At 61.5% G+C, this 22,989-nt stretch carries 21 protein-coding genes; 15 read left to right on the top strand and 6 right to left on the bottom strand.

Features of this window, described 5'->3' with window-relative positions:
* The first annotated feature begins 812 nt into the window (after positions 1 to 812).
* The gene (locus JKP78_RS14470; RefSeq protein WP_200626854.1) at positions 813 to 1,208 is read left to right on the top strand and encodes a hypothetical protein; all 396 of its coding nucleotides are present in this window, start codon (positions 813 to 815) and stop codon (positions 1,206 to 1,208) included.
* 231 nt (positions 1,209 to 1,439) lie between these two features.
* Here the strand turns inward: JKP78_RS14470 and yaaA are convergent, their stop codons facing one another.
* A complete protein-coding gene (gene yaaA / locus JKP78_RS14465; protein ID WP_200626853.1) occupies positions 1,440 to 2,219 on the bottom strand; it encodes a peroxide stress protein YaaA in 780 nt (259 codons plus the stop codon).
* Positions 2,220 to 2,356: 137 nt separating this feature from the next.
* Here yaaA and JKP78_RS14460 point away from each other — a divergent pair, with 137 nt between their 5' ends.
* The 5 genes from JKP78_RS14460 to moaE all read left to right on the top strand — a co-directional run bounded on the left by JKP78_RS14460 (position 2,357) and on the right by moaE (position 6,416).
* Positions 2,357 to 3,493 (top strand): polysaccharide deacetylase family protein, encoded by a 1,137-nt coding sequence (locus JKP78_RS14460; RefSeq protein ID WP_170032484.1) that lies wholly within the window; start codon positions 2,357 to 2,359, stop codon positions 3,491 to 3,493.
* A gap of 272 nt (positions 3,494 to 3,765) precedes the next feature.
* On the top strand, positions 3,766 to 5,160 hold the full coding sequence (locus tag JKP78_RS14455; protein WP_200626852.1) for a PhoH family protein: 1,395 nt from the start codon (positions 3,766 to 3,768) through the stop codon (positions 5,158 to 5,160).
* Positions 5,161 to 5,251: 91 nt separating this feature from the next.
* Positions 5,252 to 5,722 carry a cyclic pyranopterin monophosphate synthase MoaC gene (moaC, locus tag JKP78_RS14450; RefSeq protein WP_186685369.1) on the top strand — a complete coding sequence of 157 codons (471 nt, stop codon included), beginning with the start codon at positions 5,252 to 5,254 and terminating at the stop codon, positions 5,720 to 5,722.
* Positions 5,722 to 5,967, top strand: coding sequence for a MoaD/ThiS family protein (locus JKP78_RS14445; protein WP_186685520.1), 246 nt, complete (start codon positions 5,722 to 5,724; stop codon positions 5,965 to 5,967). The genes moaC and JKP78_RS14445 overlap by 1 nt, the downstream gene beginning before the upstream one ends.
* A gap of 2 nt (positions 5,968 to 5,969) precedes the next feature.
* The gene (gene moaE, locus JKP78_RS14440; protein WP_170032478.1) at positions 5,970 to 6,416 is read left to right on the top strand and encodes a molybdopterin synthase catalytic subunit MoaE; all 447 of its coding nucleotides are present in this window, start codon (positions 5,970 to 5,972) and stop codon (positions 6,414 to 6,416) included.
* A 161-nt stretch (positions 6,417 to 6,577) separates the two neighbouring features.
* On the opposite strand, the gene rhlB is transcribed toward moaE, so the two are convergent.
* Positions 6,578 to 8,035, bottom strand: a complete 1,458-nt coding sequence (gene rhlB / locus JKP78_RS14435) for an ATP-dependent RNA helicase RhlB (protein ID WP_200626851.1) — start codon at positions 8,033 to 8,035, stop codon at positions 6,578 to 6,580.
* A 100-nt stretch (positions 8,036 to 8,135) separates the two neighbouring features.
* Entirely contained in the window at positions 8,136 to 8,792 is a 657-nt protein-coding gene (locus tag JKP78_RS14430) for an alpha/beta hydrolase (RefSeq protein WP_170032474.1), read from the bottom strand.
* Positions 8,793 to 9,124: 332 nt separating this feature from the next.
* Here JKP78_RS14430 and JKP78_RS14425 point away from each other — a divergent pair, with 332 nt between their 5' ends.
* The 4 genes from JKP78_RS14425 to JKP78_RS14410 all read left to right on the top strand — a co-directional run bounded on the left by JKP78_RS14425 (position 9,125) and on the right by JKP78_RS14410 (position 13,282).
* Positions 9,125 to 10,153, top strand: coding sequence for an amino acid ABC transporter substrate-binding protein (locus tag JKP78_RS14425; protein WP_186685365.1), 1,029 nt, complete (start codon positions 9,125 to 9,127; stop codon positions 10,151 to 10,153).
* Between the two features lie 67 nt (positions 10,154 to 10,220).
* On the top strand, positions 10,221 to 11,399 hold the full coding sequence (locus JKP78_RS14420) for an amino acid ABC transporter permease (protein WP_186685364.1): 1,179 nt from the start codon (positions 10,221 to 10,223) through the stop codon (positions 11,397 to 11,399).
* 10 nt (positions 11,400 to 11,409) lie between these two features.
* On the top strand, positions 11,410 to 12,507 hold the full coding sequence (locus JKP78_RS14415) for an amino acid ABC transporter permease (protein ID WP_170032468.1): 1,098 nt from the start codon (positions 11,410 to 11,412) through the stop codon (positions 12,505 to 12,507).
* Between the two features lie 10 nt (positions 12,508 to 12,517).
* Positions 12,518 to 13,282 (top strand): amino acid ABC transporter ATP-binding protein, encoded by a 765-nt coding sequence (locus JKP78_RS14410; protein WP_170032466.1) that lies wholly within the window; start codon positions 12,518 to 12,520, stop codon positions 13,280 to 13,282.
* Between the two features lie 163 nt (positions 13,283 to 13,445).
* Here the strand turns inward: JKP78_RS14410 and algW are convergent, their stop codons facing one another.
* Entirely contained in the window at positions 13,446 to 14,606 is a 1,161-nt protein-coding gene (gene algW, locus JKP78_RS14405; RefSeq protein ID WP_186685363.1) for a Do family serine endopeptidase AlgW, read from the bottom strand.
* Between the two features lie 168 nt (positions 14,607 to 14,774).
* Between algW and JKP78_RS14400 the strand changes: the two genes are divergently transcribed.
* The 3 genes from JKP78_RS14400 (at position 14,775) to cysN (ending at position 18,541) form a co-directional block, all read left to right on the top strand.
* Positions 14,775 to 15,533, top strand: a complete 759-nt coding sequence (locus tag JKP78_RS14400) for a Nif3-like dinuclear metal center hexameric protein (protein ID WP_170032462.1) — start codon at positions 14,775 to 14,777, stop codon at positions 15,531 to 15,533.
* A 173-nt stretch (positions 15,534 to 15,706) separates the two neighbouring features.
* On the top strand, positions 15,707 to 16,624 hold the full coding sequence (gene cysD / locus JKP78_RS14395) for a sulfate adenylyltransferase subunit CysD (RefSeq protein WP_200626850.1): 918 nt from the start codon (positions 15,707 to 15,709) through the stop codon (positions 16,622 to 16,624).
* Positions 16,625 to 16,639: 15 nt separating this feature from the next.
* Entirely contained in the window at positions 16,640 to 18,541 is a 1,902-nt protein-coding gene (gene cysN / locus JKP78_RS14390; RefSeq protein ID WP_170032458.1) for a sulfate adenylyltransferase subunit CysN, read from the top strand.
* A gap of 1,272 nt (positions 18,542 to 19,813) precedes the next feature.
* Here the strand turns inward: cysN and JKP78_RS14385 are convergent.
* Complete coding sequence (locus tag JKP78_RS14385; protein ID WP_186685360.1) at positions 19,814 to 20,293, bottom strand: Lrp/AsnC family transcriptional regulator; 480 nt, start codon at positions 20,291 to 20,293, stop codon at positions 19,814 to 19,816.
* A gap of 127 nt (positions 20,294 to 20,420) precedes the next feature.
* Here JKP78_RS14385 and JKP78_RS14380 point away from each other — a divergent pair, with 127 nt between their 5' ends.
* Entirely contained in the window at positions 20,421 to 21,617 is a 1,197-nt protein-coding gene (locus JKP78_RS14380; protein ID WP_200626849.1) for a methionine gamma-lyase, read from the top strand.
* A 162-nt stretch (positions 21,618 to 21,779) separates the two neighbouring features.
* Here JKP78_RS14380 and JKP78_RS14375 read toward each other — a convergent pair whose 3' ends face one another.
* Positions 21,780 to 22,214 (bottom strand): YhcB family protein, encoded by a 435-nt coding sequence (locus tag JKP78_RS14375; protein WP_186685356.1) that lies wholly within the window; start codon positions 22,212 to 22,214, stop codon positions 21,780 to 21,782.
* Between the two features lie 135 nt (positions 22,215 to 22,349).
* Between JKP78_RS14375 and JKP78_RS14370 the strand changes: the two genes are divergently transcribed.
* On the top strand, positions 22,350 to 22,985 hold the full coding sequence (locus JKP78_RS14370; RefSeq protein ID WP_186685354.1) for an alpha/beta hydrolase: 636 nt from the start codon (positions 22,350 to 22,352) through the stop codon (positions 22,983 to 22,985).
* Positions 22,986 to 22,989 lie beyond the last annotated feature (4 nt).

The raw sequence follows: 22,989 nt of genomic DNA, 5'->3' as shown, positions 1-22,989 counted from the left end.
GCAAAATAAATCCGGAGCGCAAAAGTTATGCACTCAAACTTGGCAGTAAAAGGCCATCAATTAAAAAACGTGCCCTGGAATGCAGCCGTCTTTATTGCAAAGCGCTACTTGGCGCGTTGCTGTGCTTGTTCTTTCAACTGGAAAAACCCTTTGAAATCAACCACTAGGACGAATTGTAAGGGACGCGTCTCTCCTGCATGGACAGGGGCTCGGGGTGTGCCCGTTATACCTGTCGAAGTTATTAGGGCGGGTAGTGGATACCTGCCGTTGTCATCTGTAAGTCATCTCGTACAGCCCGGGGGCAGGAAAATCGTTACGGCACTATGAGCGATTCGGCGTAGCAGAAGTTCCGGGTCGGTTCGGCCCGGATGAAAGATTTCTAAATATTTTTTCAGTGGCCGACAGATTTCAATCTGATAGCACGCAGGTGTTTCGCCCCGATATATAAAGGGCGAAACTGTTGCGAGATATTTTTTTGCCAGCATCCAAAAAATTTTTTCAAAATTCGTCAAAAAAGGTACGAACGGTCTTATGGCGTTTGGCGATAACGCTAGGAGTGATGGTTTTTTGGCGTCGAACAAATGACATGCTGGCAATGTGATGCCGGCTCTGGACCGAGGCAGCGCGTTAACAGATGCGGAAACACATGATGGCCACATGAATGCTAAGGCTTTTGCCGCGCTGGCCGTTACTCCCTGTGGACGCTCTGCGGAGCTGTTCATGAACGAAGGAGCGTCTTGGGCGGCCTCGGGCCGCTGGCCACCGAGGGCGTCTCATCCATTCATCACATGGAAGAGACGAGAGAACGCCAAATGAAGAAGACATCGCAAATCCTGATCGCCAGCGGTTCCTTGTTGCTGGCTGGTATGGTGCAGGCGGGGCCAAAGGTAGATGTAACCGTAAAAAATCAGGGGACCGGCACCATGGTCCTCAAGCTGGTCACCTCCAACGAAACCAGCACCTATCAAATTGCTAATCCTCGGCCAGCTCAGCAGATAGTCCCTGGCGCTGTCGACGCTTTCGGCGTGCAGCGTGTCGTCAGTCCCGATGTCAACGCGGCGATGGTGCGTTACACGATGGGACTCAAGACTTGCGCTTTCGGGACCACCTTTCAGATGCGCCTCATGCCGGGCGACATCGCGAAGACGCTGCGATGGTGGTGCCTGCCGAGGCCTTGCAGGAGGATGGAGCGGGCAGGCAATACGTGATTTATCGCCAGTCTGCGCAACAGACGCCGCGCAGGGTTGTGGTCAGCGCGGCGAGGGCGGTGGTGCAAGGGCTGCGGGTGGACGGGCTGGAGGCAGGGTTCGTGCTGCTACCGTAGGGCCGCTGTGCGGCCCATTTCGCCGGTAAGCCGGCCCCTGCAGGTATTGCCTCGGCCTGGCGTGCAGCGCAGTACCGGTGGGGGCGGTTTCAACCTCGAGGCGGCCGTTACAGGATCACTCGGCAGGATGATCGCGCAGGAACACCAGGTGGTCCGGTTTCGACTGTTCGGCACTGTAGTAGTAGCCCTGCACATCGAACTGCTTGAGCTGTTCCGGGTCGTTGATGCGCCGCTGGATCACGAAGCGACTCATCATCCCTCGTGCCTTCTTGGCGTAGAAACTGATGATCTTGTACTGGCCGTTCTTCAAGTCCTTGAAATCGACGTTGATCACCCGCGCCGTCAAGGCGCTGCGTTTCACCGCGCTGAAGTATTCGTTGCTGGCAAGGTTGAGTAGCACCTCATCGCCCTGCTCGGCCAGGGCCTGGTTCAACCATTCGCTGATGCGCGTGCCCCAGAACGCGTACAGGTCCTTGCCGCGGGCATTGGCCAGCTTGGTGCCCATTTCCAGGCGATAAGGCTGCATCAGGTCCAGCGGGCGCAGCAGGCCGTACAGGCCCGAGAGCATGCGCAGGTGCTCCTGCGCGTAGCTGAAATCGTCCTCGCCCAGGCTCTCGGCATCGAGGCCGGTGTACACGTCACCCTTGAACGCCAGCAGTGCCTGCTTGGCATTGGCCGGGGTGAAGTCCGGGGTCCAGCTGCCAAAACGCGCGGCATTCAGGCCGGCGAGCTTGTCGGACAAATGCATCAGTTCGCTGATCTGCGCTGGCGACAGTTCGCGCAGTTGCCGAATCAGTTCCTGGGAGTCGTCCAGGTATTGCGGCAGGGTGTAACGCTCGGTCACCGGCGGGGTGTCGTAGTCGAGGGTCTTGGCGGGGGAAATCACCGTCAGCATCGGGTCGGCTCCTGGCATCGTTGGCCAGGGATTCTACGGGCTGGGCGGTCCAAGTCCAAACTATGGCGACGATAGTCACAGACCATGGCCGGTGCAGGCGCTATAGTGCGCGTTTCGCCGTTGCGGAGCCTTCAACCGTGCGCATTGCCTCTGCCTTGCTGGCCGGCCTGCTGAGCCTGGCCGTGCAAGCCGCCCCCTCACCCCAGGTAAGCCTGGACCGCAGCCTGTGGCCCGAACAGCTGGACAGCCCGGCGTTGTTCGATGTGGCCTCGCGGGCGGAAATCCTCTCGTTCGCCCAGGTGCTGCACGAAAGCGAGCTGCTGGACGAGGCGACGCTGGCAACCCGCTTGGGCTTGCGCCAGATCAACCTGCAGAAGGTACGCCTGCTGCGGGCGCGCATGTGGCAGCGGTTGTGGCAAGGCTATCAACAGGCACAGCGCAGTTGCGAACAGGATGCGTCGTTCTGTTATCCGGTGACCTCGATGGCAGAGTTGCGTACCCAGGCGGCAACCTTCGCTGCCGATGTCGGCACGTTCTACACGGGCTGGATCGAACCCAGCCACCAGTTCCATGTGCACTACCTCGACGAGCAACTGCGCAAGGCCGCATTGCTGCCGCAAACCAGTAGCGAGGTGGAGCGGCTGTCGGCGCGCGAGCGCAATGGTGATGAACTGAATGACCGCATGTTCCTGCTGACCTTCGTCGGTGGGCCCGGGCCGCAGGGTGGCACGACCGACCAGCTCACCGATTACCTGCGTCGGCAGAAGCTTGCCGGTACGTTCTTCGTGCTCGGTAACCGCCTGCAGCAACGCCGCGACGCCGGCGCGGCAAGCGCCTTGCGCCAGCTCTATGGCGGCCAGTGCGTGGGTATACAGGGCTGGGAATATCGCTCCCATGCACAGTGGACGGGCTGGCAGGACTCGCTGCGGCGCAGCCAGGCGCGGGTGCAGGCCGACCTGCCGCAACAGTATGTGCCGTTGTTCCGGCCACCTTATGGGCAACGCCGCGCCGACGGCGAGACGTTCATGGCCAGCCAGCAACTGCGGGTATCGTTGTGGGATATCGATGCTCAGGATGATGGTGCACTGACGGCGCAAGCCTCGGCGCAGCGGGTGCTGACCTTGATGCTGCTGTGGCGCAAGGGGGTGATCCAGTTCCATGACAGCTTGCCCAAGGCGCAGCCGGCACTGGACTGGTTGCTGCGCAACACCGCGCAGAGCGGTATCGGCTGGGAAGGCTGCCGCGAGTATGGGTACCGCGAACCAGGGGTGTGACTTCTGACTGTAGTCCCCTCTGGCGCTGCCGCCAAGGCCCCTTCGTCATTCGGCAAAATAAACTTCAAAAACGCGTAAAAACGCTTTTTCCGGTCATGGCTTTTGCGGTATGAAGAAACCAGACAGCCGATTCCTGCAGCACAGGTGGCGTCATCCAGGCCCACCTAGCCAGGTTCGCTTCCCGCCCGTAACAACGCGGATACGGGGAGAACGGCAGTCACTCTGCGGCGTAACAGACCACGCCGTGTGGCTTCGACATAAGGTGACCGAGTATGGATGACCAAGGACGCAACCCTCCCTCCAGCAAGCCAATCCTGTATGTGCTCGATACCAACGTCCTGATTCACGACCCCAACGCGTTACTCAACTTCGAGGAGCACCATGTCGCCATCCCGATGACGGTGCTGGAGGAACTCGACAAGCTCAAGACCGGCAAGCAGAGCATCGCAGCCGAATGCCGCCAGGCCATTCGCCTGATCGACCAGACCCTCGGTGACGCCTCGCCCAACGATGTCGAGCAGGGCGTGCCGATCCAGCGTGGCAAGAGCGGGCCCAAGGGCTTCCTGTCGATCCTGATGACCCCGCGCAACGAGCCCAACAAGCTGCTGCCGGAAAACCTCAACGACAACATCATCATCAACCAGCTGCTCGAAGTGAGGGCCCGGCGCACCGACCTGGACGTGGTGCTGGTTACCAAGGACATCAACATGCGCCTGAAGGCGCGCGCCTGCGGCATCGCCGCCGAGGACTACAGCACCGACCAGTTGGTCGATGACGTGTCCTTGCTGTCCAAGGGCTACCATTCGGTCAGCGGTTCGTTCTGGGACCGGGTAAGCAAGGTCGATACCCGCCAGGAGCGTGGCCGCACCTGGCACCGGGTGCAACTGATCGACAACCTGCCGGCGGTGCATGTCAATGAGTTCATCATCGATGAACAGGGCTTCGTCGGCTGGATCAAGGGCATCCGCAACGATGAGCTGCTGTTGCTCGACCTGCACCAGGAGCCGCTGCTGCACCAGGAGGCCTGGGGCCTCAAGCCTCGCGATATCCACCAGAGCCTGGCGCTGTTCGCGCTGCTCGACCCGGATATCCACCTGGTCAACCTGACCGGCGCCGCCGGTTCCGGCAAGACCATCCTGGCCCTGGCCGCGGCCATCGAGCAGACCATGGTCAGCAAGCGCTACCGGCGCATCATCGCCACCCGCAGCGTGCAGGGGCTGGACCAGGAGATCGGCTTCCTGCCAGGCACCGAGGCGGAGAAGATGGAGCCCTGGCTGGGCGCCATCACCGATAACCTCGAAGCCTTGCACATGGATGACGAAAGCACCCATGGCAGCGTCGAGTACATCCTTGAACGTGTGCCGTTGCAGTTCAAGTCGCTGAACTACATCCGTGGTCGCAGCTTCCAGCAAAGCCTGATCCTGATCGACGAGTGCCAGAACCTGACGCCGCACCAGATGAAAACCATCATCACCCGTGCCGGCTCCGGGTCCAAGGTGGTCTGCCTGGGCAACCTGGCGCAGATCGACACCCCCTACCTGTCCGCGACCAGCTCGGGCCTGACCTACCTGACCGAGCGCTTCAAGGACTTCCCCCATGGCGTGCACATCACCCTGCAGGGCGTGCCCCGCTCGGTGCTGGCCGAGTACGCCGAATCGCACTTGTAAAACCCTGCAGCCGGGCAGTTCACTGCCCGGCCCCCTGCTCAAACCTGACCCACAGGTTTACACTGCCAGTTCCCTTCACAGGAGCAGAGCAGTGCTGACACATCTTGATTCCCAGGGGCGGGCCAACATGGTCGACGTCACTGAAAAGGCCGTGACCGAGCGCGAGGCCACCGCCGAGGCGCGGGTGCGCATGTTGCCGCAGACCTTGCAGATGATCGTCGACGGCGACCACCCCAAGGGCGACGTGTTCGCCGTGGCGCGCATCGCCGGGATCCAGGCGGCGAAAAAGACCAGCGACCTGATCCCGCTGTGCCACCCGCTGATGCTGACCAGTGTCAAGGTCGAGCTCGGTGCCGAGGGCGAGGATGCCGTGCGCATCGTTGCCCGCTGCAAGCTGGCTGGCCAGACTGGTGTGGAGATGGAGGCGCTGACCGCAGCCAGCGTAGCCGCGCTGACGATCTACGACATGTGCAAGGCCGTGGACAAGGGCATGGTCATCGAGCAGGTGCGCCTGTTGGAAAAACTTGGCGGCAAGAGCGGCCACTACAAGGTGGACGCGTGATGAAGGTCAAGGTGATGTACTTCGCCCGTTACCGCGAACTGCTGGGTGTCGATGCCGAGCGGGTGGAGGGTGCTTTCAAGGTGCTGGACGATGTGCGCCAGGCCTTGGTCGCCAAGGGCGGGCCGTACCAGGTGCTGGCCGAGCAGAACTTGATGTGTGCGCGCAACGAAGAGCTGTGCAAGCTCGATGAAGCGCTGGAAGAGGGCGATGAAGTGGCGTTCTTCCCACCGGTGACCGGAGGCTGAACATGGCAGTGCGAGTTCAGGCAGGTGCGTTCGACCCGGGTGCCGAGACCAATGCCATGCATGCGGCCAATGTCGGCGTGGGCGCGGTGGTCGCCTTTGTCGGCTATGTCCGGGACTTCAACGATGGACGGGAAGTGGCGGGGATGTTCCTCGAGCACTATCCGGGCATGACCGAGAAGGCCCTGGCCAAGATCGTGGTCGAGGCTGAGCAGCGCTGGCCGTTGCTCAAGGTCGAGGTGCTGCACCGCATCGGTGCGCTGGAGCCGGGTGAACCGATCGTCTTCGTTGGCGTGGCCAGTGCCCACCGGCAGGCGGCGTTCGATGCCTGCAACTTCATCATGGACTACCTGAAGACCCGGGCGCCGTTCTGGAAGAAGGAAAATACCCAGCAAGGGCCGCGCTGGGTCGAAGGGAAGCAGAGTGACCAGGATGCTGCCGGGCGCTGGTAGCCAAGGCTGCGCCGATTCCTTGTAGGAGCGGCCTTGCGTCGCGAAAGGGCTGCGAAGCAGCCCCTGGATTTCAACCTTGATGCATGGATTGCCGGGGCTGCTTCGCAGCCCTTTCGCGACGCAAGGCCGCTCCTACAGGGACGGTGCCAGCATTCGGATCGTCAGTGGTGCTTGCGCGGCACCGGCTTCAACAGCTCATCCGCTGGCATTTCGCACTTGATCTTGCGCCCCAGCAGCTCTTCGATCGCCGGCAACTGGTAGGAATCATCCTCACCGGCAAAGCTGATCGACACCCCGCTGGTACCGGCACGCCCGGTACGGCCTATGCGGTGCACGTAGTCGTCCGGGTCTTCCGGCAAGGTGAAGTTGATCACGTGGCTGATGCCGTCGATGTGGATGCCGCGCCCGGCCACGTCGGTAGCCACCAGCACGGTGATGCGCCCTTCGCGGAAGCTCTCCAGGGTGCGGATACGCTTGTGCTGTGGCACGTCGCCCGACAACTGGGCGGCATTGATGCCGTCGCGCACCAGTTTTTCCTCGATGCGCCGCACTTCGTCCTTGCGGTTGGCGAATACCATCACCCGTTCCCACTTGTTCTGGGTCACCAGGTTGTACAGCAGTTTATATTTGTCGCTGCCGGCAACGGCATACACGTGCTGTTCCACCGTTTCGCTGGCCACGTTCTCCGGCTCGATCTCGACGATGGCCGGGTTGGTGGTCCACTGCTTGGCCAGGTTCATCACGTCGTCGGTGAAGGTGGCGGAGAACAGCAAGGTCTGGCGCTCGCTTTTCGGTGGGGTCTGGCGAATGATCTGCCGGACCTGGGGGATGAAGCCCATGTCGAGCATGCGGTCGGCTTCGTCCAGGACCATCACCTCGACCATGTCCAGGTGCACCTCGCCACGCTGGTTGAAGTCCAGCAGACGGCCGGGGGTGGCGACCAGGATGTCGCAATGGCGCGCTTCCAGGGCCTTGAGCTGTTTGTCGAAGTCCATGCCGCCGACGAAGCTCATGACGTTGAGGCCGGTGTACTTGGTCAGGGCGATGGCGTCCTTGGCGATCTGCACCACCAGTTCGCGGGTAGGGGCGATGATCAGCGCGCGCGGCTCGCCCATGTAGCGTTCCTTGGGCGGCGGTGTCTGCTGCAACTGGGAAATGATCGAGATCAGGAACGCTGCAGTCTTGCCGGTACCGGTCTGGGCCCGGCCGATGGCGTCCTGGCCACGCAGGGTGTAACCCAGCACCTGCGCCTGGATCGGCGTGCAGTAGGGGAAGCCCAGGTCATGGATGGCGTGCATCAGCTCGTTGGACAGCTTGAAGTCGTGGAAGCGGGTCTTGCCTTCCTGTGGTTCGACCACGAAGTCTTCCGGTTTCCACAGGCTGGCCTGCGGCTTGGGCTTGCGCTCACGGCGCGGTTTGTCCTTGGCCGGCTTGTCGGCGGCCGGTGCAACCACAGCAGGTTGTTCAGCCTTGGGTGCAGGGGTGGCGCGCGGGGCGGTCGGTTTTGCCGCTGGCCGGGCGTCGGTGGCGGGCGCAGGCGCCGTCACGCTGGCAGCAGGAGCGACGGCCTGTGGCGCGGCGTCTCCCTTGCCGAATATTTTCTTGAGTGCCTTGAGCACGATCGTCTCATCAACTGGTTAAGGAATGTACGCCGGCAGTGTAATGCAAGATTCAGGCGCGGCGTAGTGGCTTGGGCTGACAACTACAGGTGGCTTCTGCTTATTGCAGCTGCCTGGCCAGCCAGTCGTGGATGTCGTTCAGCTCTTCCACCACCACTTCGTGCTCCATCGGGTATTCGTGCCAGCGCGCGGCGACGCCCCAGGTGTCCAGGTACTCGAACGCGGTGCGGCCCATGGACGGAATCACCACCGGGTCGTGCACGCCATGCAGGCACAGGGCCGGGGTGCGTTGCTGGCAGGCGCTCAGCTGATGCTGGTCGTTGAAGGTGGGGGCGTAGGTGGACAGGGCGATCACGCCGCCCAGGGCTTCCTGCCACTTTATATAGGCAGTGTGCAGCACCACTGCGCCGCCTTGGGAAAAGCCGGCCAGGAAGATTCGCGACAGGCTGATGCCTTTGGCTTGCTCGGCCTTGATCAGGCCAATCACCTGCTCGGCCGATTCCTCCAGTTGCGCTTCGTCGATGGCGCGGGCCGGGGTCATGGCCTTGATGTCATACCAGCTGGGCATGGCATAGCCGCCATTGATGGTCACTGGGCGGGTCGGTGCCTGGGGCATGATGAAGCGGGTAGTGAGCAGACGCTCCTGCATGAATTCGGCAACCGGTAGGAAGTCGTAACGGTCGGCACCCAGACCGTGCAACCAGATCACACAAGCGTCGGCGGTTTTTTGCGGTTCGAGAATCAGCGGGTTGGTCATGACTGCTCCGAAAGTGTGCGGGTCTCGTTAAGGCGTGCCTGAAAATAAGGCGCTGGAAATGATTGTCTGAAAAAGAATGTCGCAACGATACAACTTTACCTACTTGACGAGCGCTTAAACGCTACAGCCAAACAATCTGGTACGGGCTTTGCAATTCAACCTTCGATGCAAAGGGCGGGCCGTGACGGTAACACCCTTTGCACGCGAAGGCTGTCACAGAACAGCCCATTGCGCCAATTGACCCAATAACAAGCCAATACGGGTCGGATACGCCTCAAAAGGGTGCGGTGCAATTCCGGCTCGATACAACAAGAGCGATTTGGAGGTTGTGAATGAAGATGTTGAAAACCACCCTGGCAGTCCTGACCGCTGCCGCTGCGCTGGGCGCCGTGAGCAACGCCCAGGCCGGCGCCACCCTCGATGCGGTAAAGAAGAAGGGCTTCGTCCAGTGTGGCGTGAGCGACGGTCTTCCAGGCTTCTCGGTACCTGACGCGCAGGGCAAGATCGTCGGTATCGACGCCGATGTGTGCCGTGCCGTGGCCGCCGCCGTGTTCGGCGACGCGACCAAGGTCAAGTTCAGCCAGCTCAACGCCAAGGAACGCTTCACCGCGCTGCAGTCGGGCGAAGTCGACGTGCTGTCGCGCAACACCACCTGGACCAGCTCGCGCGATGCCGGCATGGGCCTGGTGTTCGCCGGTGTTACCTACTACGACGGTGTCGGCTTCCTGGCCAACAAGAAGCTGGGGGTATCCAGTGCCAAGGAACTCGATGGCGCGACCATCTGCATCCAGGCCGGTACCACCACCGAGCTGAACGTGTCGGACTACTTCCGCGCCAATGGCCTGAAGTACACCCCGATCACCTTCGACACCTCCGATGAAAGCGCCAAGTCGCTGGAGTCCGGCCGTTGCGACGTGCTGACCTCGGACAAGTCGCAGCTGTTCGCCCAGCGCTCCAAGCTGGCCGCCCCGGCCGAGTACGTGGTGCTGCCGGAAACCATCTCCAAGGAGCCCCTCGGCCCGGTGGTGCGCAAAGGCGACGAAGAGTGGTTCAGCATCGTCAAGTGGACCCTGTTCGCCATGCTCAACGCCGAAGAGGCGGGCATCACCTCGAAGAATGTCGAGGCCGAAGCCAAAAATACCAAGAACCCGGACGTCGCCCGCTTGCTGGGCGCGGATGGCGAGTACGGCAAGGACCTCAAGCTGCCCAAGGACTGGGTAGTGCAGATCGTCAAGCAAGTCGGCAACTATGGCGAAGTGTTCGAGAAGAACCTGGGCCAGGGCACCGCTCTGAAGATCGACCGTGGCATGAACGCCCTGTGGAACAACGGCGGCATCCAGTACGCGCCACCTGTGCGCTGATGGCTGCACCCTGCGGCGGCATTCGGCCGCCGCAGGTTGTTCGGAACCCTACTTTCCGGGGCACTTCATGCAAAATCGAATTGGCGCACAAAAGGGGTTATCCCTGAGCGATCCACGTGTGCGTGCGTGGCTGTTCCAGATCCTCACGATAGCCTTCGTGGTCGGTCTGGGCTGGTACCTGTTCCACAATACCCAGACCAACCTGCAACACCGAGGTATCACCTCGGGCTTCGACTTCCTCGACCGCAGTGCCGGCTTCGGCATCGCCCAGCACCTGATCCCCTACGTGGAATCCGACAGCTATGCGCGGGTGTTCGTCATCGGCCTGCTCAATACCCTGCTGGTGACCTTCATCGGCGTGATACTGGCGACCATCCTCGGCTTCATCATCGGTGTGGCACGGCTGTCGTCGAACTGGATGATCAACAAGCTGGCGACGGTGTACGTGGAAACCTTCCGCAACATCCCGCCGTTGCTGCAGATTCTGTTCTGGTATTTCGCCGTGTTCCTGACCCTGCCGGGGCCGCGCGGCAGCATCAACCTCCAGGACACCTTCTTCATCAGCAACCGTGGCCTGAACATGCCTGGTGCGACCATGGCCGACGGCTTCTGGCCGTTCGTCATTGCCCTGGGCGTGACCGTGCTGGCCATCGTCGCGATGGTGCGCTACGCCAACAAGCGCTTCGACGAAACCGGCGAGCCATTCCACAAGTTCTGGGTGGGGCTGGCGCTGTTCATCGCCATTCCGGGTGCCTGCGTACTGCTGTTCGGTAGCCCGGTGCACTGGGAAGTGCCGCAATTGAAAGGATTCAACTTCGTCGGTGGCTGGGTACTGATTCCCGAGCTGCTGGCGCTGACCCTGGCGTTGACCATCTATACCGCCGCGTTCATCGCCGAGATCGTGCGTTCCGGTATCCGTTCGGTCAGCCATGGCCAGACCGAGGCCGCGCGCTCGCTGGGCCTGCGCGAGGGGCCGACCCTGCGCAAGGTGATCATCCCCCAGGCACTGCGGGTGATCATTCCGCCGCTGACCAGCCAGTACCTGAACCTGGCGAAGAACTCGTCGCTGGCGGCCGGTATCGGCTACCCGGAGATGGTCTCGCTGTTCGCCGGTACCGTGCTCAACCAGACCGGCCAGGCCATCGAGGTGATAGCCATCACCATGAGTGTCTATCTCGCCATCAGCATCAGCATTTCGCTGCTGATGAACTGGTACAACAAGCGCATTGCGTTGATCGAGCGGTGAGGATACGCCTGTGAATGCCCATGTTTTCAAACCCGACATGCCGCCACCGGTGAAAACCGTCGGCGTGCTCGCATGGATGCGTGCCAACCTGTTTTCCAGCTGGCTCAACACGCTGCTGACCCTGTTCGCCATCTACCTGGTGTGGCTGATCGTGCCGCCACTGCTGCAGTGGGCGTTGATCGACGCCAACTGGGTCGGCACCACCCGTGCCGACTGCACCAAGGAGGGCGCCTGCTGGGTGTTCGTGCAGCAGCGCTTCGGCCAGTTCATGTACGGCTACTACCCGACCGAACTGCGCTGGCGCGTGGACCTGACCGTGTGGCTTGCGGTGCTGGGCGCCGCGCCATTGTTCATCAAGCGTTTCCCGCGCAAGGCTTTCTACGGCCTGGGCTTCCTGGTGCTGTACCCGATCCTGGCCTACACGCTGCTGCACGGCGGCGTGCTCGGCCTGGAGAATGTACCGACCAGCCAGTGGGGCGGGCTGATGCTGACCCTGGTGATCGCCACCGTGGGGATCGTCGGCGCCTTGCCGCTGGGCATCCTGCTGGCCCTCGGGCGGCGTTCGAAGATGCCGGCGGTGAAGGTGGTGTGCGTCACCTTCATCGAGTTCTGGCGTGGCGTGCCGCTGATCACCGTGCTGTTCATGTCATCGGTGATGCTGCCGTTGTTCCTGCCCGAAGGCATGAGCTTCGACAAGCTGCTGCGGGCGATGATCGGGGTGATCCTGTTCCAGTCGGCGTACATCGCCGAAGTGGTGCGTGGCGGCCTGCAGGCCATCCCCAAGGGCCAGTACGAAGCGGCCGCGGCCATGGGCCTGGGCTACTGGCGGGCGATGGGCCTGGTGATCCTGCCGCAGGCGCTCAAGCTGGTGATCCCTGGCATCGTCAACACCTTCATTGCCCTGTTCAAGGACACCAGCCTGGTGATCATCATCGGCCTGTTCGACCTGCTGAACAGTGTCAAGCAAGCCGCCGCCGACCCGGCCTGGCTGGGTATGGCCACCGAGGGCTACGTGTTCGCTGCCCTGGTGTTCTGGATTTTCTGTTTCGGTATGTCCCGCTACTCCATGCACCTGGAGCGCAAGCTGGACACTGGCCACAAGCGTTAGGAGTTTCGAAATGAGTGAAGCGATCAAGCAGCCTGCCGGCCCCGAAGGCATCATCCAGATGCAGGGCGTGAACAAGTGGTACGGCCAGTTCCATGTGCTCAAGGACATCAACCTGAACGTGCGCCAGGGCGAGCGTATCGTGCTGTGCGGGCCGTCCGGCTCGGGCAAGTCCACCACCATCCGGTGCCTCAACCGCCTGGAGGAGCACCAGCAGGGGCGCATCGTGGTCGACGGCGTGGAGCTGACCAATGACCTCAAGCAGATCGAGGCCATCCGCCGCGAGGTGGGCATGGTTTTCCAGCACTTCAACCTGTTCCCGCACCTGAGCATCCTGGAAAACTGCACCCTGGCACCAATGTGGGTGCGCAAGATGCCGCGGCGTAAGGCTGAAGAAATTGCCATGCACTACCTGGAGCGCGTGCGTATTCCGGAGCAGGCGCACAAGTACCCGGGGCAGCTGTCCGGTGGCCAGCAGCAGCGTGTGGCGATTGCCCGTGCATTGTGCATGAAGCCGAAGATCATGCTGTTCGACGAACCGACCTCGGCGCTGGACCCGGAAATGGTCAAGGAGGTGCTCGATACCATGGTGGGCCTGGCCGAGGATGGCATGACGATGCTCTGCGTGACCCACGAGATGGGCTTTGCCCGGACCGTGGCGAACCGGGTGATCTTCATGGACAAGGGCGAGATCGTCGAGCAGGCGTCGCCGGATGACTTCTTCGACCGGCCGCGCAGTGACCGGACCAAGTTGTTCCTGAGCCAGATCTTGCATTGATGCCGTAGCGGCTGCACACGCGGTCCCTGTAGGAGCGGCCTTGTGTCGCGATCGGGCCGCAAAGCGGCCCCGGCGATATCAGCGGTGAAGCTGAAATCCCGGGGCCGCTGCGCGCCCCATCGCGACGCAAGGCCGCTCCTACACGGGTTGCCAGACCGGAGCGTTACTTCTCTTCGTTGGCCACCGCCGGCGCTGGCGGCGGCCGCAGGCCGACCTCGGCAATCAGCTTCAGCTGCTGCCCGTTGCGCATCACTTCGATGGTGATTTTCTCGTTCGGCTTGATCCGCGCCACCTGGTTCATCGACTTGCGCCCGTCACCGGCCGGCTCGCCGTTGATACTCAGGATCACGTCACCCAGCTGCAACCCGGCCTTCGCCGCCGGCCCCTCGCGGAAGATACCTGCTACCACGATGCCCGGGCGGCCTTTCATGCCGAACGATTCGGCCAGCTCCTGGCTCAGCGGCTGCACTTCGATGCCCAGCCAGCCCCGGATCACCTGGCCGTGCTCGACGATCGACTTCATCACCTCCAGCGCCAGTTTCACCGGGATCGCGAAGCCGATGCCCTGCGAACCGCCCGACTTGGAGAAGATCGCCGTGTTGATACCGATCAGGTTGCCGTTGGCGTCCACCAGCGCACCACCGGAGTTGCCCGGGTTGATCGCCGCGTCGGTCTGGATGAAATCTTCGTAGTTGTTCAGCCCCAGCTGGTTGCGCCCAGTGGCGCTGATGATGCCCATGGTCACGGTCTGGCCGACCCCGAACGGGTTGCCGATGGCCAGCGACACGTCGCCGATGTGAATGGTGTCGGAGCGGCCGATGGTGATCGCCGGCAGGTTCTTCAGGTCGATCTTCAGCACTGCCAGGTCGGTTTCCGGGTCGCTGCCGATAACCCGGGCCAAGGTCTCGCGGCCATCCTTCAGGGCCACGACGATCTGGTCGGCGCCGCTGGTCACGTGGTTGTTGGTCAGCAGGTAGCCTTCGGGGCTCATGATCACCGCCGAACCCAGGCTCGACTCCCAGCGGCGCTGCTTGGGCAGGTTGTCACCGAAGAAGCGGCGGAACTGCGGGTCTTCGAACAGCGGGTGCGAGCTCTTGTTCACCACCTTGGTGGTGTACAGGTTGACCACTGCCGGGGCGGCCAGGGTCACGGCCTCGGCATAGGACACCGGGCCCTGCATGATCCGTGAAGTCTGCGGTGCTTGCTGCAGGTTGACGTCCTGGCTGGGCAGGCCGACCCATTGCGGAAAGCGCTGGATGATCAGCATGGCGACCAGTATGCCGGTAAGCAGGGGCCAGCCAAAGTAACGCAAAGCCTTGAACATGAACGAATCCTGGAAAGAGCAAAGGCCGGAGGGCGCGCGGTGGGGCATGAGCGCGCGCGATCATACACCGGTTCCCCCAGTGCCGGCGACGGCCCATAATGGCCGGCATTATACGGGCGTTGCATGGGCGTTGTGCCCGATAAAAATGCAGATTTCGAGGAGATTTTCATGGCCGTCGCTCTGAACACCCTGGTCGAGGAAGCCGAGCGTTACCTGGGCAGCGCGAAGATCCAGGATTACTGCCCCAATGGCCTGCAGGTCGAGGGCCGGCCGCAGGTCAGCCGCATCGTCAGCGGGGTCACCGCCAGCCAGGCGCTGCTGGATGCAGCGGTCGAGGCCGAGGCCGACCTGGTGCTGGTGCACCATGGTTATTTCTGGAAGGGGGAAAACCCGTGCGTCACCGGCATTCGCCAGCGCCGCTTGAAGACCTTGCTGAACAACGACATCAGCCTGCTGGCGTTCCACCTGCCGCTGGATGTGCACCCGGACGTGGGCAACAACGTGCAGCTGGCGCGGCAGCTGGAGATCACCGTCGAAGGCCCGCTGGACCCGGAAAACCCCAAGGTGGTCGGGCTGGTCGGTTCGCTGGCCGAGCCGCTGACCGCACGCGACTTTGCCCGTCGTGTGCAGGAAGTGCTGGGACGCGAGCCGTTGCTGGTCGAGGGTGAGCAGATGATCCGCCGGGTTGGCTGGTGCACCGGCGGTGGCCAGGGCTACATCGACACCGCGATAGCCGCCGGGGTCGACCTGTACCTGACCGGGGAAGCCTCCGAGCAGACCTACCACAGCGCGCGCGAGAACGGCATCAGCTTCATTGCCGCCGGGCACCATGCCACCGAGCGCTATGGGGTACAGGCGCTGGGCGATTACCTGGCGCGGCGGTTTGCCGTCGAGCACCTGTTCATCGATTGCCCGAACCCGATCTGACTACGGCGTGGCTTTCTTCGCGGGCAGGCCCGCGAAGAGGCCCAAAACTTCAGTCATATGGTTAGATTTTTTCGATCTAGCCGGCCGCCTAAATAGAAGCACCCGCTGTGATAAAGTGGCTCGCTCGAACACGGCCCGCAGGCCGTCCATAAGATCGTTTTTCGTGAGTAGCCATGGTCGACAAACTGACGCACTTGAAACAGCTGGAGGCGGAGAGCATCCACATCATCCGCGAGGTGGCCGCCGAGTTCGACAACCCGGTGATGCTGTACTCGATCGGCAAGGATTCCGCCGTGATGCTGCACCTGGCGCGCAAGGCCTTCTTCCCGGGCAAGCTGCCGTTCCCGGTGATGCACGTCGACACCCAGTGGAAGTTCCAGGAGATGTACCGCTTCCGCGACAGGATGGTCGAGGAAATGGGCCTGGAGCTGATCACCCACGTCAACCCCGAGGGCGTGGCGCAGGGTATCAACCCGTTCACCCATGGCAGCTCCAAGCACACCGACATCATGAAGACCCAGGGCCTGAAGCAGGCGCTGGACAAATATGGCTTCGATGCCGCCTTCGGTGGCGCGCGCCGCGACGAAGAGAAGTCGCGGGCCAAGGAGCGCGTGTACTCGTTCCGTGACAGCAAGCACCGCTGGGACCCGAAGAACCAGCGCCCCGAGCTGTGGAACGTGTACAACGGCAAGGTCAACAAGGGCGAGTCGATCCGGGTCTTCCCGCTGTCGAACTGGACCGAGCTGGACATCTGGCAGTACATCTACCTCGAAGGCATCCCGATCGTGCCGCTGTACTTCGCTGCCGAGCGTGAGGTCATCGAGAAGAACGGCACCCTGATCATGATCGACGACGAGCGCATCCTCGAACATCTCACCGATGAAGAGAAAGCCCGCATCGTCAAGAAGAAGGTGCGTTTCCGTACCCTTGGCTGCTACCCGTTGACGGGTGCTGTCGAGTCGCAAGCCGAGACCCTGACGGACATCATCCAGGAAATGCTCCTGACCCGTACGTCCGAACGCCAGGGCCGTGTCATCGACCACGATGGCGCCGGCTCCATGGAAGACAAGAAACGCCAAGGCTACTTCTAATTTCAGGGTTACTCCATGTCGCACCAATCTGATCTGATCAGCGAGGACATCCTCGCCTACCTGGCCCAGCACGAGCGCAAGGAACTGCTGCGTTTCCTGACCTGCGGCAACGTCGACGACGGCAAGAGCACCCTGATCGGGCGCCTGCTGCACGACTCGAAGATGATCTACGAGGACCACCTCGAGGCCATCACCCGTGATTCGAAGAAGGTCGGCACCACCGGCGAAGAAGTCGACCTGGCGCTGCTGGTCGACGGCCTGCAGGCCGAGCGCGAGCAGGGCATCACCATCGATGTCGCCTACCGCTACTTCTCCACCGCCAAGCGCAAGTTCATCATTGCCGACACCCCGGGCCACGAGCAGTACACCCGCAACATGGCCACCGGCGCGTCCACCTGCGACCTGGCGATCATCCTGGTCGATGCCCGCTACGGCGTGCAGACCCAGACCCGCCGCCACAGCTACATTGCCTCGCTGCTGGGCATCAAGCACATCGTGGTCGCGGTCAACAAGATGGACCTCAAGGGCTTCGACCAGGGCGTGTTCGAGTCGATCAAGGCCGACTACCTGAAGTTCGCCGAAGCCATCAACCTGGTGCCGAGCAGCCTGCACTTCGTGCCGATGTCGGCGCTCAAGGGCGACAACGTGGTCAACCACAGCGAGCGCTCGCCGTGGTACGCCGGCCCGACGCTGATGGAAATCCTCGAAACCGTCGAGGTTTCGGCCGACCGCAACTTCACCGACCTGCGCTTCCCGGTGCAGTACGTCAACCGCCCGAACCTGAACTTCCGCGGCTTCGCCGGCACCATCGCCAGCGGCGTGGTGCACAAGGGCGATGAAATCGTCGTGCTGCCATCGGGCAAGAGCAGCCGGGTCAAGTCCATCGTCACCTACGAGGGTGAGCTGGAAAACGCCGGCCCCGGCCAGGCCGTGACCCTGACCATGGAAGACGAAATCGATATCTCCCGTGGCGACCTGCTGGTGCATGCCGACAACGTTCCACCGGTCACCGACCAGTTCGACGCCATGCTGGTGTGGATGGCCGAGGAGCCGATGCTGCCGGGCAAGAAGTACGACATCAAGCGCGCCACCAGCTACGTGCCGGGCTCGATTGCCAGCATCACCCACAAGGTCGACGTGAATACCCTGGAGCAGGGTGCTGCCAGCGCGCTGCAACTGAACGAGATCGGCCGCGTCAAGGTATCCCTGGATGCCCCGATCGCCCTGGACGGCTATGACAGCAACCGCACCACCGGTGCGTTCATCGTCATCGATCGCCTGACCAACGGCACCGTCGGCGCCGGCATGATCATCGCCCCGCCAGTGCTGCCGCACGGCAGCACCGGCCATCACGGCAAGCAGGCCCACGTGTCCACCGAAGAGCGCGCCCTGCGCTTCGGCCAGCAGCCGGCCACTGTGCTGTTCAGCGGCTTGTCCGGCGCTGGCAAGAGCACCCTGGCCTATGCCGTGGAGCGCAAGCTGTTCGACATGGGCCGTGCGGTGTACGTGCTCGATGGCCAGAACCTGCGCCATGATCTGAACAAGGGCCTGCCGCAGGACCGTGCCGGCCGCACCGAGAACTGGCGCCGCGCCGCCCATGTGGCGCGCCAGTTCAACGAAGCCGGCCTGCTGACCCTGGCCGCGTTCGTGGCCCCGGATGCCGAAGGCCGCGAACAGGCCAAGGCATTGATCGGCAAGGAGCGCCTGGTGACCGTTTATGTCCAGGCTTCGCCATTGGCCTGCCGTGAGCGTGACCCGCAAGGCCTGTACGCAGCTGCTGGCGACAACATCCCGGGCGAAAGCTTCCCGTACGATGTACCGCTGGATGCCGACCTGGTGATCGACACCCAGACCACCAGCGTGGACGAGGGCGTGAAACAGGTGCTGGACGTACTGCGTCAGCGTGGCGCGATCTAAGCGCTAGCCAGCAAGAAAAACCCCGCCTCGGCGGGGTTTTTTGTTTGTCGATATGCTTGCGGGGCCCTTGTGAGCGGCCTTGTGTCGCGCTGGGCTGCACAGCAGCCCCAGCGTAGCCATAATCCGCACAGACATTTCATACGAGGGTAACAGCGCAAAGCGTACAGCCGCAGGCAGGTCCGTCTCGTTTTGAACGGTCGAGGTGGCTTGCGCAGCATCATTTCACTGGCTCTTCCGTCAATCGGAAATGCTCTTGGTAGTCTTTCATTCGTTCACACCCTTGTTTGTATGGGTCCATGTCACAGCTGAAATTTTCATGCTCGCGGTCAGGAAGTATCAGGAGCCTCTCACCGCTGCACCCCGATAATAGAAAAATACCAATTAGTGTCAGATGTTTCATGGATATGATCTCCTAGCAATGACTGAAGCCTGCTTTTGATCGAATTTGTGCTGTTCTGCGCAGATATTGTCTCGCATTCTGCAAGTTGAATTTGGGTAGATGTAAGTGGTCTTGATCTTTTTAAGCTGTAAGATTTTTTACTGTTTTTTCCAGGGGTGTATTTCTGGTTATTTATAATGGGAGGTCCCGGAGAAAATGGGTGTGCAACCTTCGCTAGAGGGCTTGTTAAATTTTTCGGAATAAGGGGGCTGCTATGGGAAAGAGTAAGTATCGGAAGATTCAATACAAACCGTTTCATAATTCTGGAGGCGAATTGCTTCCTCCAAATTAGGCCATGCGGCCGGGCCAATTTATCAAATCCAGCAGCGGTAGGTTCCTGCTTCGTCTCCGGCACGATGGAAACCTGGTCCTGGAAGATGGTGGCGCCGTTATCTGGGTCGCAGACGAAAGGCAGCCATATAGTTATACGCTTCGTACTAGAAAGCGAGAGCCGTTGCAGTTCGTCGTTAGCAACTCAGGGTTACTGCATGACCCTGCTCGCGAGCGACTATGGGCCGCAGCGAGTACGGAGCCACTTGATAGATCCTATTGGGAGAATAATTATCTCAAAGTAACCGATACTGGTAATATCTTGATTTTTGATGGGCGCAATGCAGAAATTCGATGGGGGCGATTCGGTTTTGTGCCGGGACGGATATCAAATAAACCAAAAGTTTACCCGGAAATATATCCGCCAATTCCTCCACCGTTGATTAAGATTCCTCATGATTTTCCATAGTGATCAGCATATTTTGTGACTGGGGTAGGCTTAGAAGCTGGAGATATCTCACAGCTTCGAGGCCTGCACTAGACAAACGAGCCAAATTCATCGATCAAATATGTCGTTCTGTTACCGGAATAACTCGCTTGCTTTTCACCTCTTTGTAGGAAAAGCTCGAATAGATCTCCTTTACGCCTGGCAATCGCTGCAAAACCTCTCGCGCAAACTCACCAAACGACTCCAGGTCCCGCGCCAATATTTCCAGCAGAAAGTCATAACGCCCGGAAATATTATGACAGGCGACTATCTCGGGAATTTCCATTAGCCGCTGTTCGAACGCCAGTGCCATGTCCTTGGTGTGCGAGTCCATCATGATGCTGACGAACGCGGTAACACCGAAGCCCAGCGATTTAGGCGAAAGGATCGCCTGGTAGCCGGTGATGTAACCGTTGTCTTCCAGCAGCTTTACCCGCCGCCAGCAGGGCGAGGTGGTCAGTGCCACCTGGTCGGCCAGTTCGGCAATGGTCAGGCGGGCATTGTCCTGCAGGGCTGCGAGCAGGGCGCGGTCGGTGCGGTCGAGGCTTGAAGGCATTTTTTGCCCTCCTGATCCGGTAATTATTGTTTTTGTTCCAACAAGCGCGCGATTGCGTGGGTCATTTTGGAAAAAATCGGGCAGCTCGGTGGCATAAGCTTATAACAAACCACAAGAGGCTGTTGCGATGCGCGGCTCCGATAACAACACCGGTTTTTCCACACGGGCCATTCATCATGGCTACGACCCGCTTTCCCACGGTGGCGCCCTGGTGCCGCCGGTGTACCAGACCGCTACCTACGCCTTCCCCAACGTCGAGTACGGCGCTGCGTGCTTTGCCGGCGAACAACCGGGGCACTTCTACAGCCGCATTTCCAACCCCACCCTGGCCCTGCTAGAACAGCGCATGGCCTCGCTTGAAGGGGGCGAGGCGGGGCTGGCCCTGGCGTCGGGCATGGGCGCCATTACCTCGACGATCTGGACCCTGCTGCGGCCCGGCGACGAGTTGATCGTCGGGCGCACCTTGTACGGCTGCACTTTCGCCTTCCTGCACCATGGCATCGGCGAATTCGGGGTGAAGGTCCGCCATGTCGACCTGAATGACGTCAAGGCACTGAAAGCGGCGATCAACAGCAAAACGCGGATGATCTACTTCGAAACCCCTGCCAACCCCAACATGCAACTGGTGGATATCGCGGCGGTTGCCGAGGCCGTGCGCGGGCACGATGTACATGTGGTGGTCGACAATACCTACTGCACGCCGTACCTGCAGCGGCCGCTGGAGCTGGGGGCTGATCTGGTGGTGCATTCGGCCACCAAGTACCTCAGCGGCCACGGCGATATCACCGCCGGCCTGGTGGTGGGGCGCAAGGCGCTGGTCGACCGCATCCGCCTGGAAGGCTTGAAGGACATGACCGGGGCGGTACTGTCGCCGCACGACGCCGCGCTGTTGATGCGCGGCATCAAGACCTTGGCGCTGCGCATGGACCGCCATTGTGCCAATGCCATGCAGATCGCGCGGTTTCTCGCGCGGCAGCCGCAGGTGGAGTTGATTCACTATCCGGGGTTGCCATCGTTTGCCCAGTACGAACTGGCGCAGCGGCAGATGCGTCTGCCGGGCGGGATGATCGCGTTCGAACTCAAGGGCGGTATCGAGGCGGGCCGGCGTTTCATGAACGCGCTACAGCTGTTCGCCCGCGCGGTGAGCCTTGGCGATGCGGAGTCACTGGCGCAGCATCCGGCGAGCATGACCCATTCCAGCTATACGGCGCAGGAGCGGGCGCACCACGGGATTTCGGAGGGACTGGTGCGGTTGTCGGTGGGGCTGGAGGATGTGGAAGACCTGCTGGCGGATGTCGAGCAGGCATTGCAGGCTTGCAGCTAGGTTGCCTGGGCCGGCCTCTTCGCGGGCACGCCCGCTCCCACAGGTATCACACGGATTTCAAATGCTGTGGTGTACCTGTGGGAGCGGGCGTGCCCGCGAAGAGGCCAGTGAATCCAGCCCACAAAAAAGGCCTCTTGCGAGGCCTTTGTCATGTTCGGCAGTTCAGCGCTTGAGGCCGTAGCTCTCGTCGAGCATGCCCGGCGAGTTCGGCGCCTTCGGTGCGTAGTCGCGCGGCGCTTCGGCGTCCTTCGGCGGGGTCAGGCGGTCGCGCGGGCCTTGCGCTGCCTCGGAGTGCAGGGCCGCCAGCAGGCGTTGGCGAGTGACGTCGTCGAGGGCCAGGCTGTTGGCGCCTTCGGCCAGGTGATCTTGCACGTCCTGATAGCTCTGGGTCAGCTTCTTGACCAGTACGGCAGTGCTGTTGAAATGAGTTACCACTTCGTTCTGATAGCTGTCGAAGCGCTTCTGGATATCATCCAGTTGACGTTGGGTGCTGCTCGGTGCTGCATTGGGCAGCAGGCGAGCGACGACGAAACCGACCACCACGCCGATGACCAGGGCCAGGGTCGGCAACAACCAAACAAGGAGCGAGAGTTCCACGAGTCCTTCCTCTATAAACGGCTTTGCTTTACGTTAACGGCTCAGACCTGCGCTGTATACCGCGAGCGATCGCAAATCAGAACAGAATTCCTCACCTAGACGAATCGACCCCTTCCGAGGTCACGGAGTAGTGCCTTGCTTGTCCGCGAAACCCCCTTGTTCATCGATGGCCCCAGCGGCCAGCTGGAAGCCTTGTATCTGGACGTGGCCGATGCCCGTGGCGTGGTGCTGATCTGCCACCCCAACCCGGTCCAGGGCGGCACCATGCTCAACAAGGTGGTCTCGACCCTGCAACGCACTGCCCGTGATGCTGGCTATGTGACCCTGCGTTTCAACTACCGTGGCGTCGGCCAGAGCGCCGGCAGCCATGACATGGGCGCTGGCGAAGTGGCCGATGCCGAGGCTGCCGCGGCCTGGCTGCGCGAAAAGCACCCCGGGCTGCCGCTGGTGCTGATGGGCTTCTCGTTCGGTGGCTTTGTCGCCATTAGCCTGGCCGGCCGCCTGGAAGCCGCCGGGGTAACCCTGCAGCAGCTGTTCATGATCGCCCCGGCGGTGATGCGCCTGACGCCGGAATTTGCGCTGCCGCAGCAGTGCCCGATCATCGTGGTGCAGCCTGACACCGATGAAGTCGTTGCGCCGCAGCTGGTTTACGAATGGTCCGACAGCCTGTCGCGCCCCCATGAGCTGCTGAAAGTGGCAGAATGCGGACACTTCTTCCATGGCAAGCTGACCGATCTGAAGGATCTGCTGCTGCCGCGCCTTTCGAACTGAGCCA

The organism is Pseudomonas sp. LAM2023, from assembly GCF_016620375.1.
Taxonomy (GTDB): domain Bacteria; phylum Pseudomonadota; class Gammaproteobacteria; order Pseudomonadales; family Pseudomonadaceae; genus Aquipseudomonas; species Aquipseudomonas anuradhapurensis.
The sequence above is the reverse complement of the archived record's forward strand: the minus strand, read 5'-3'. Positions and strand labels throughout refer to the sequence as shown.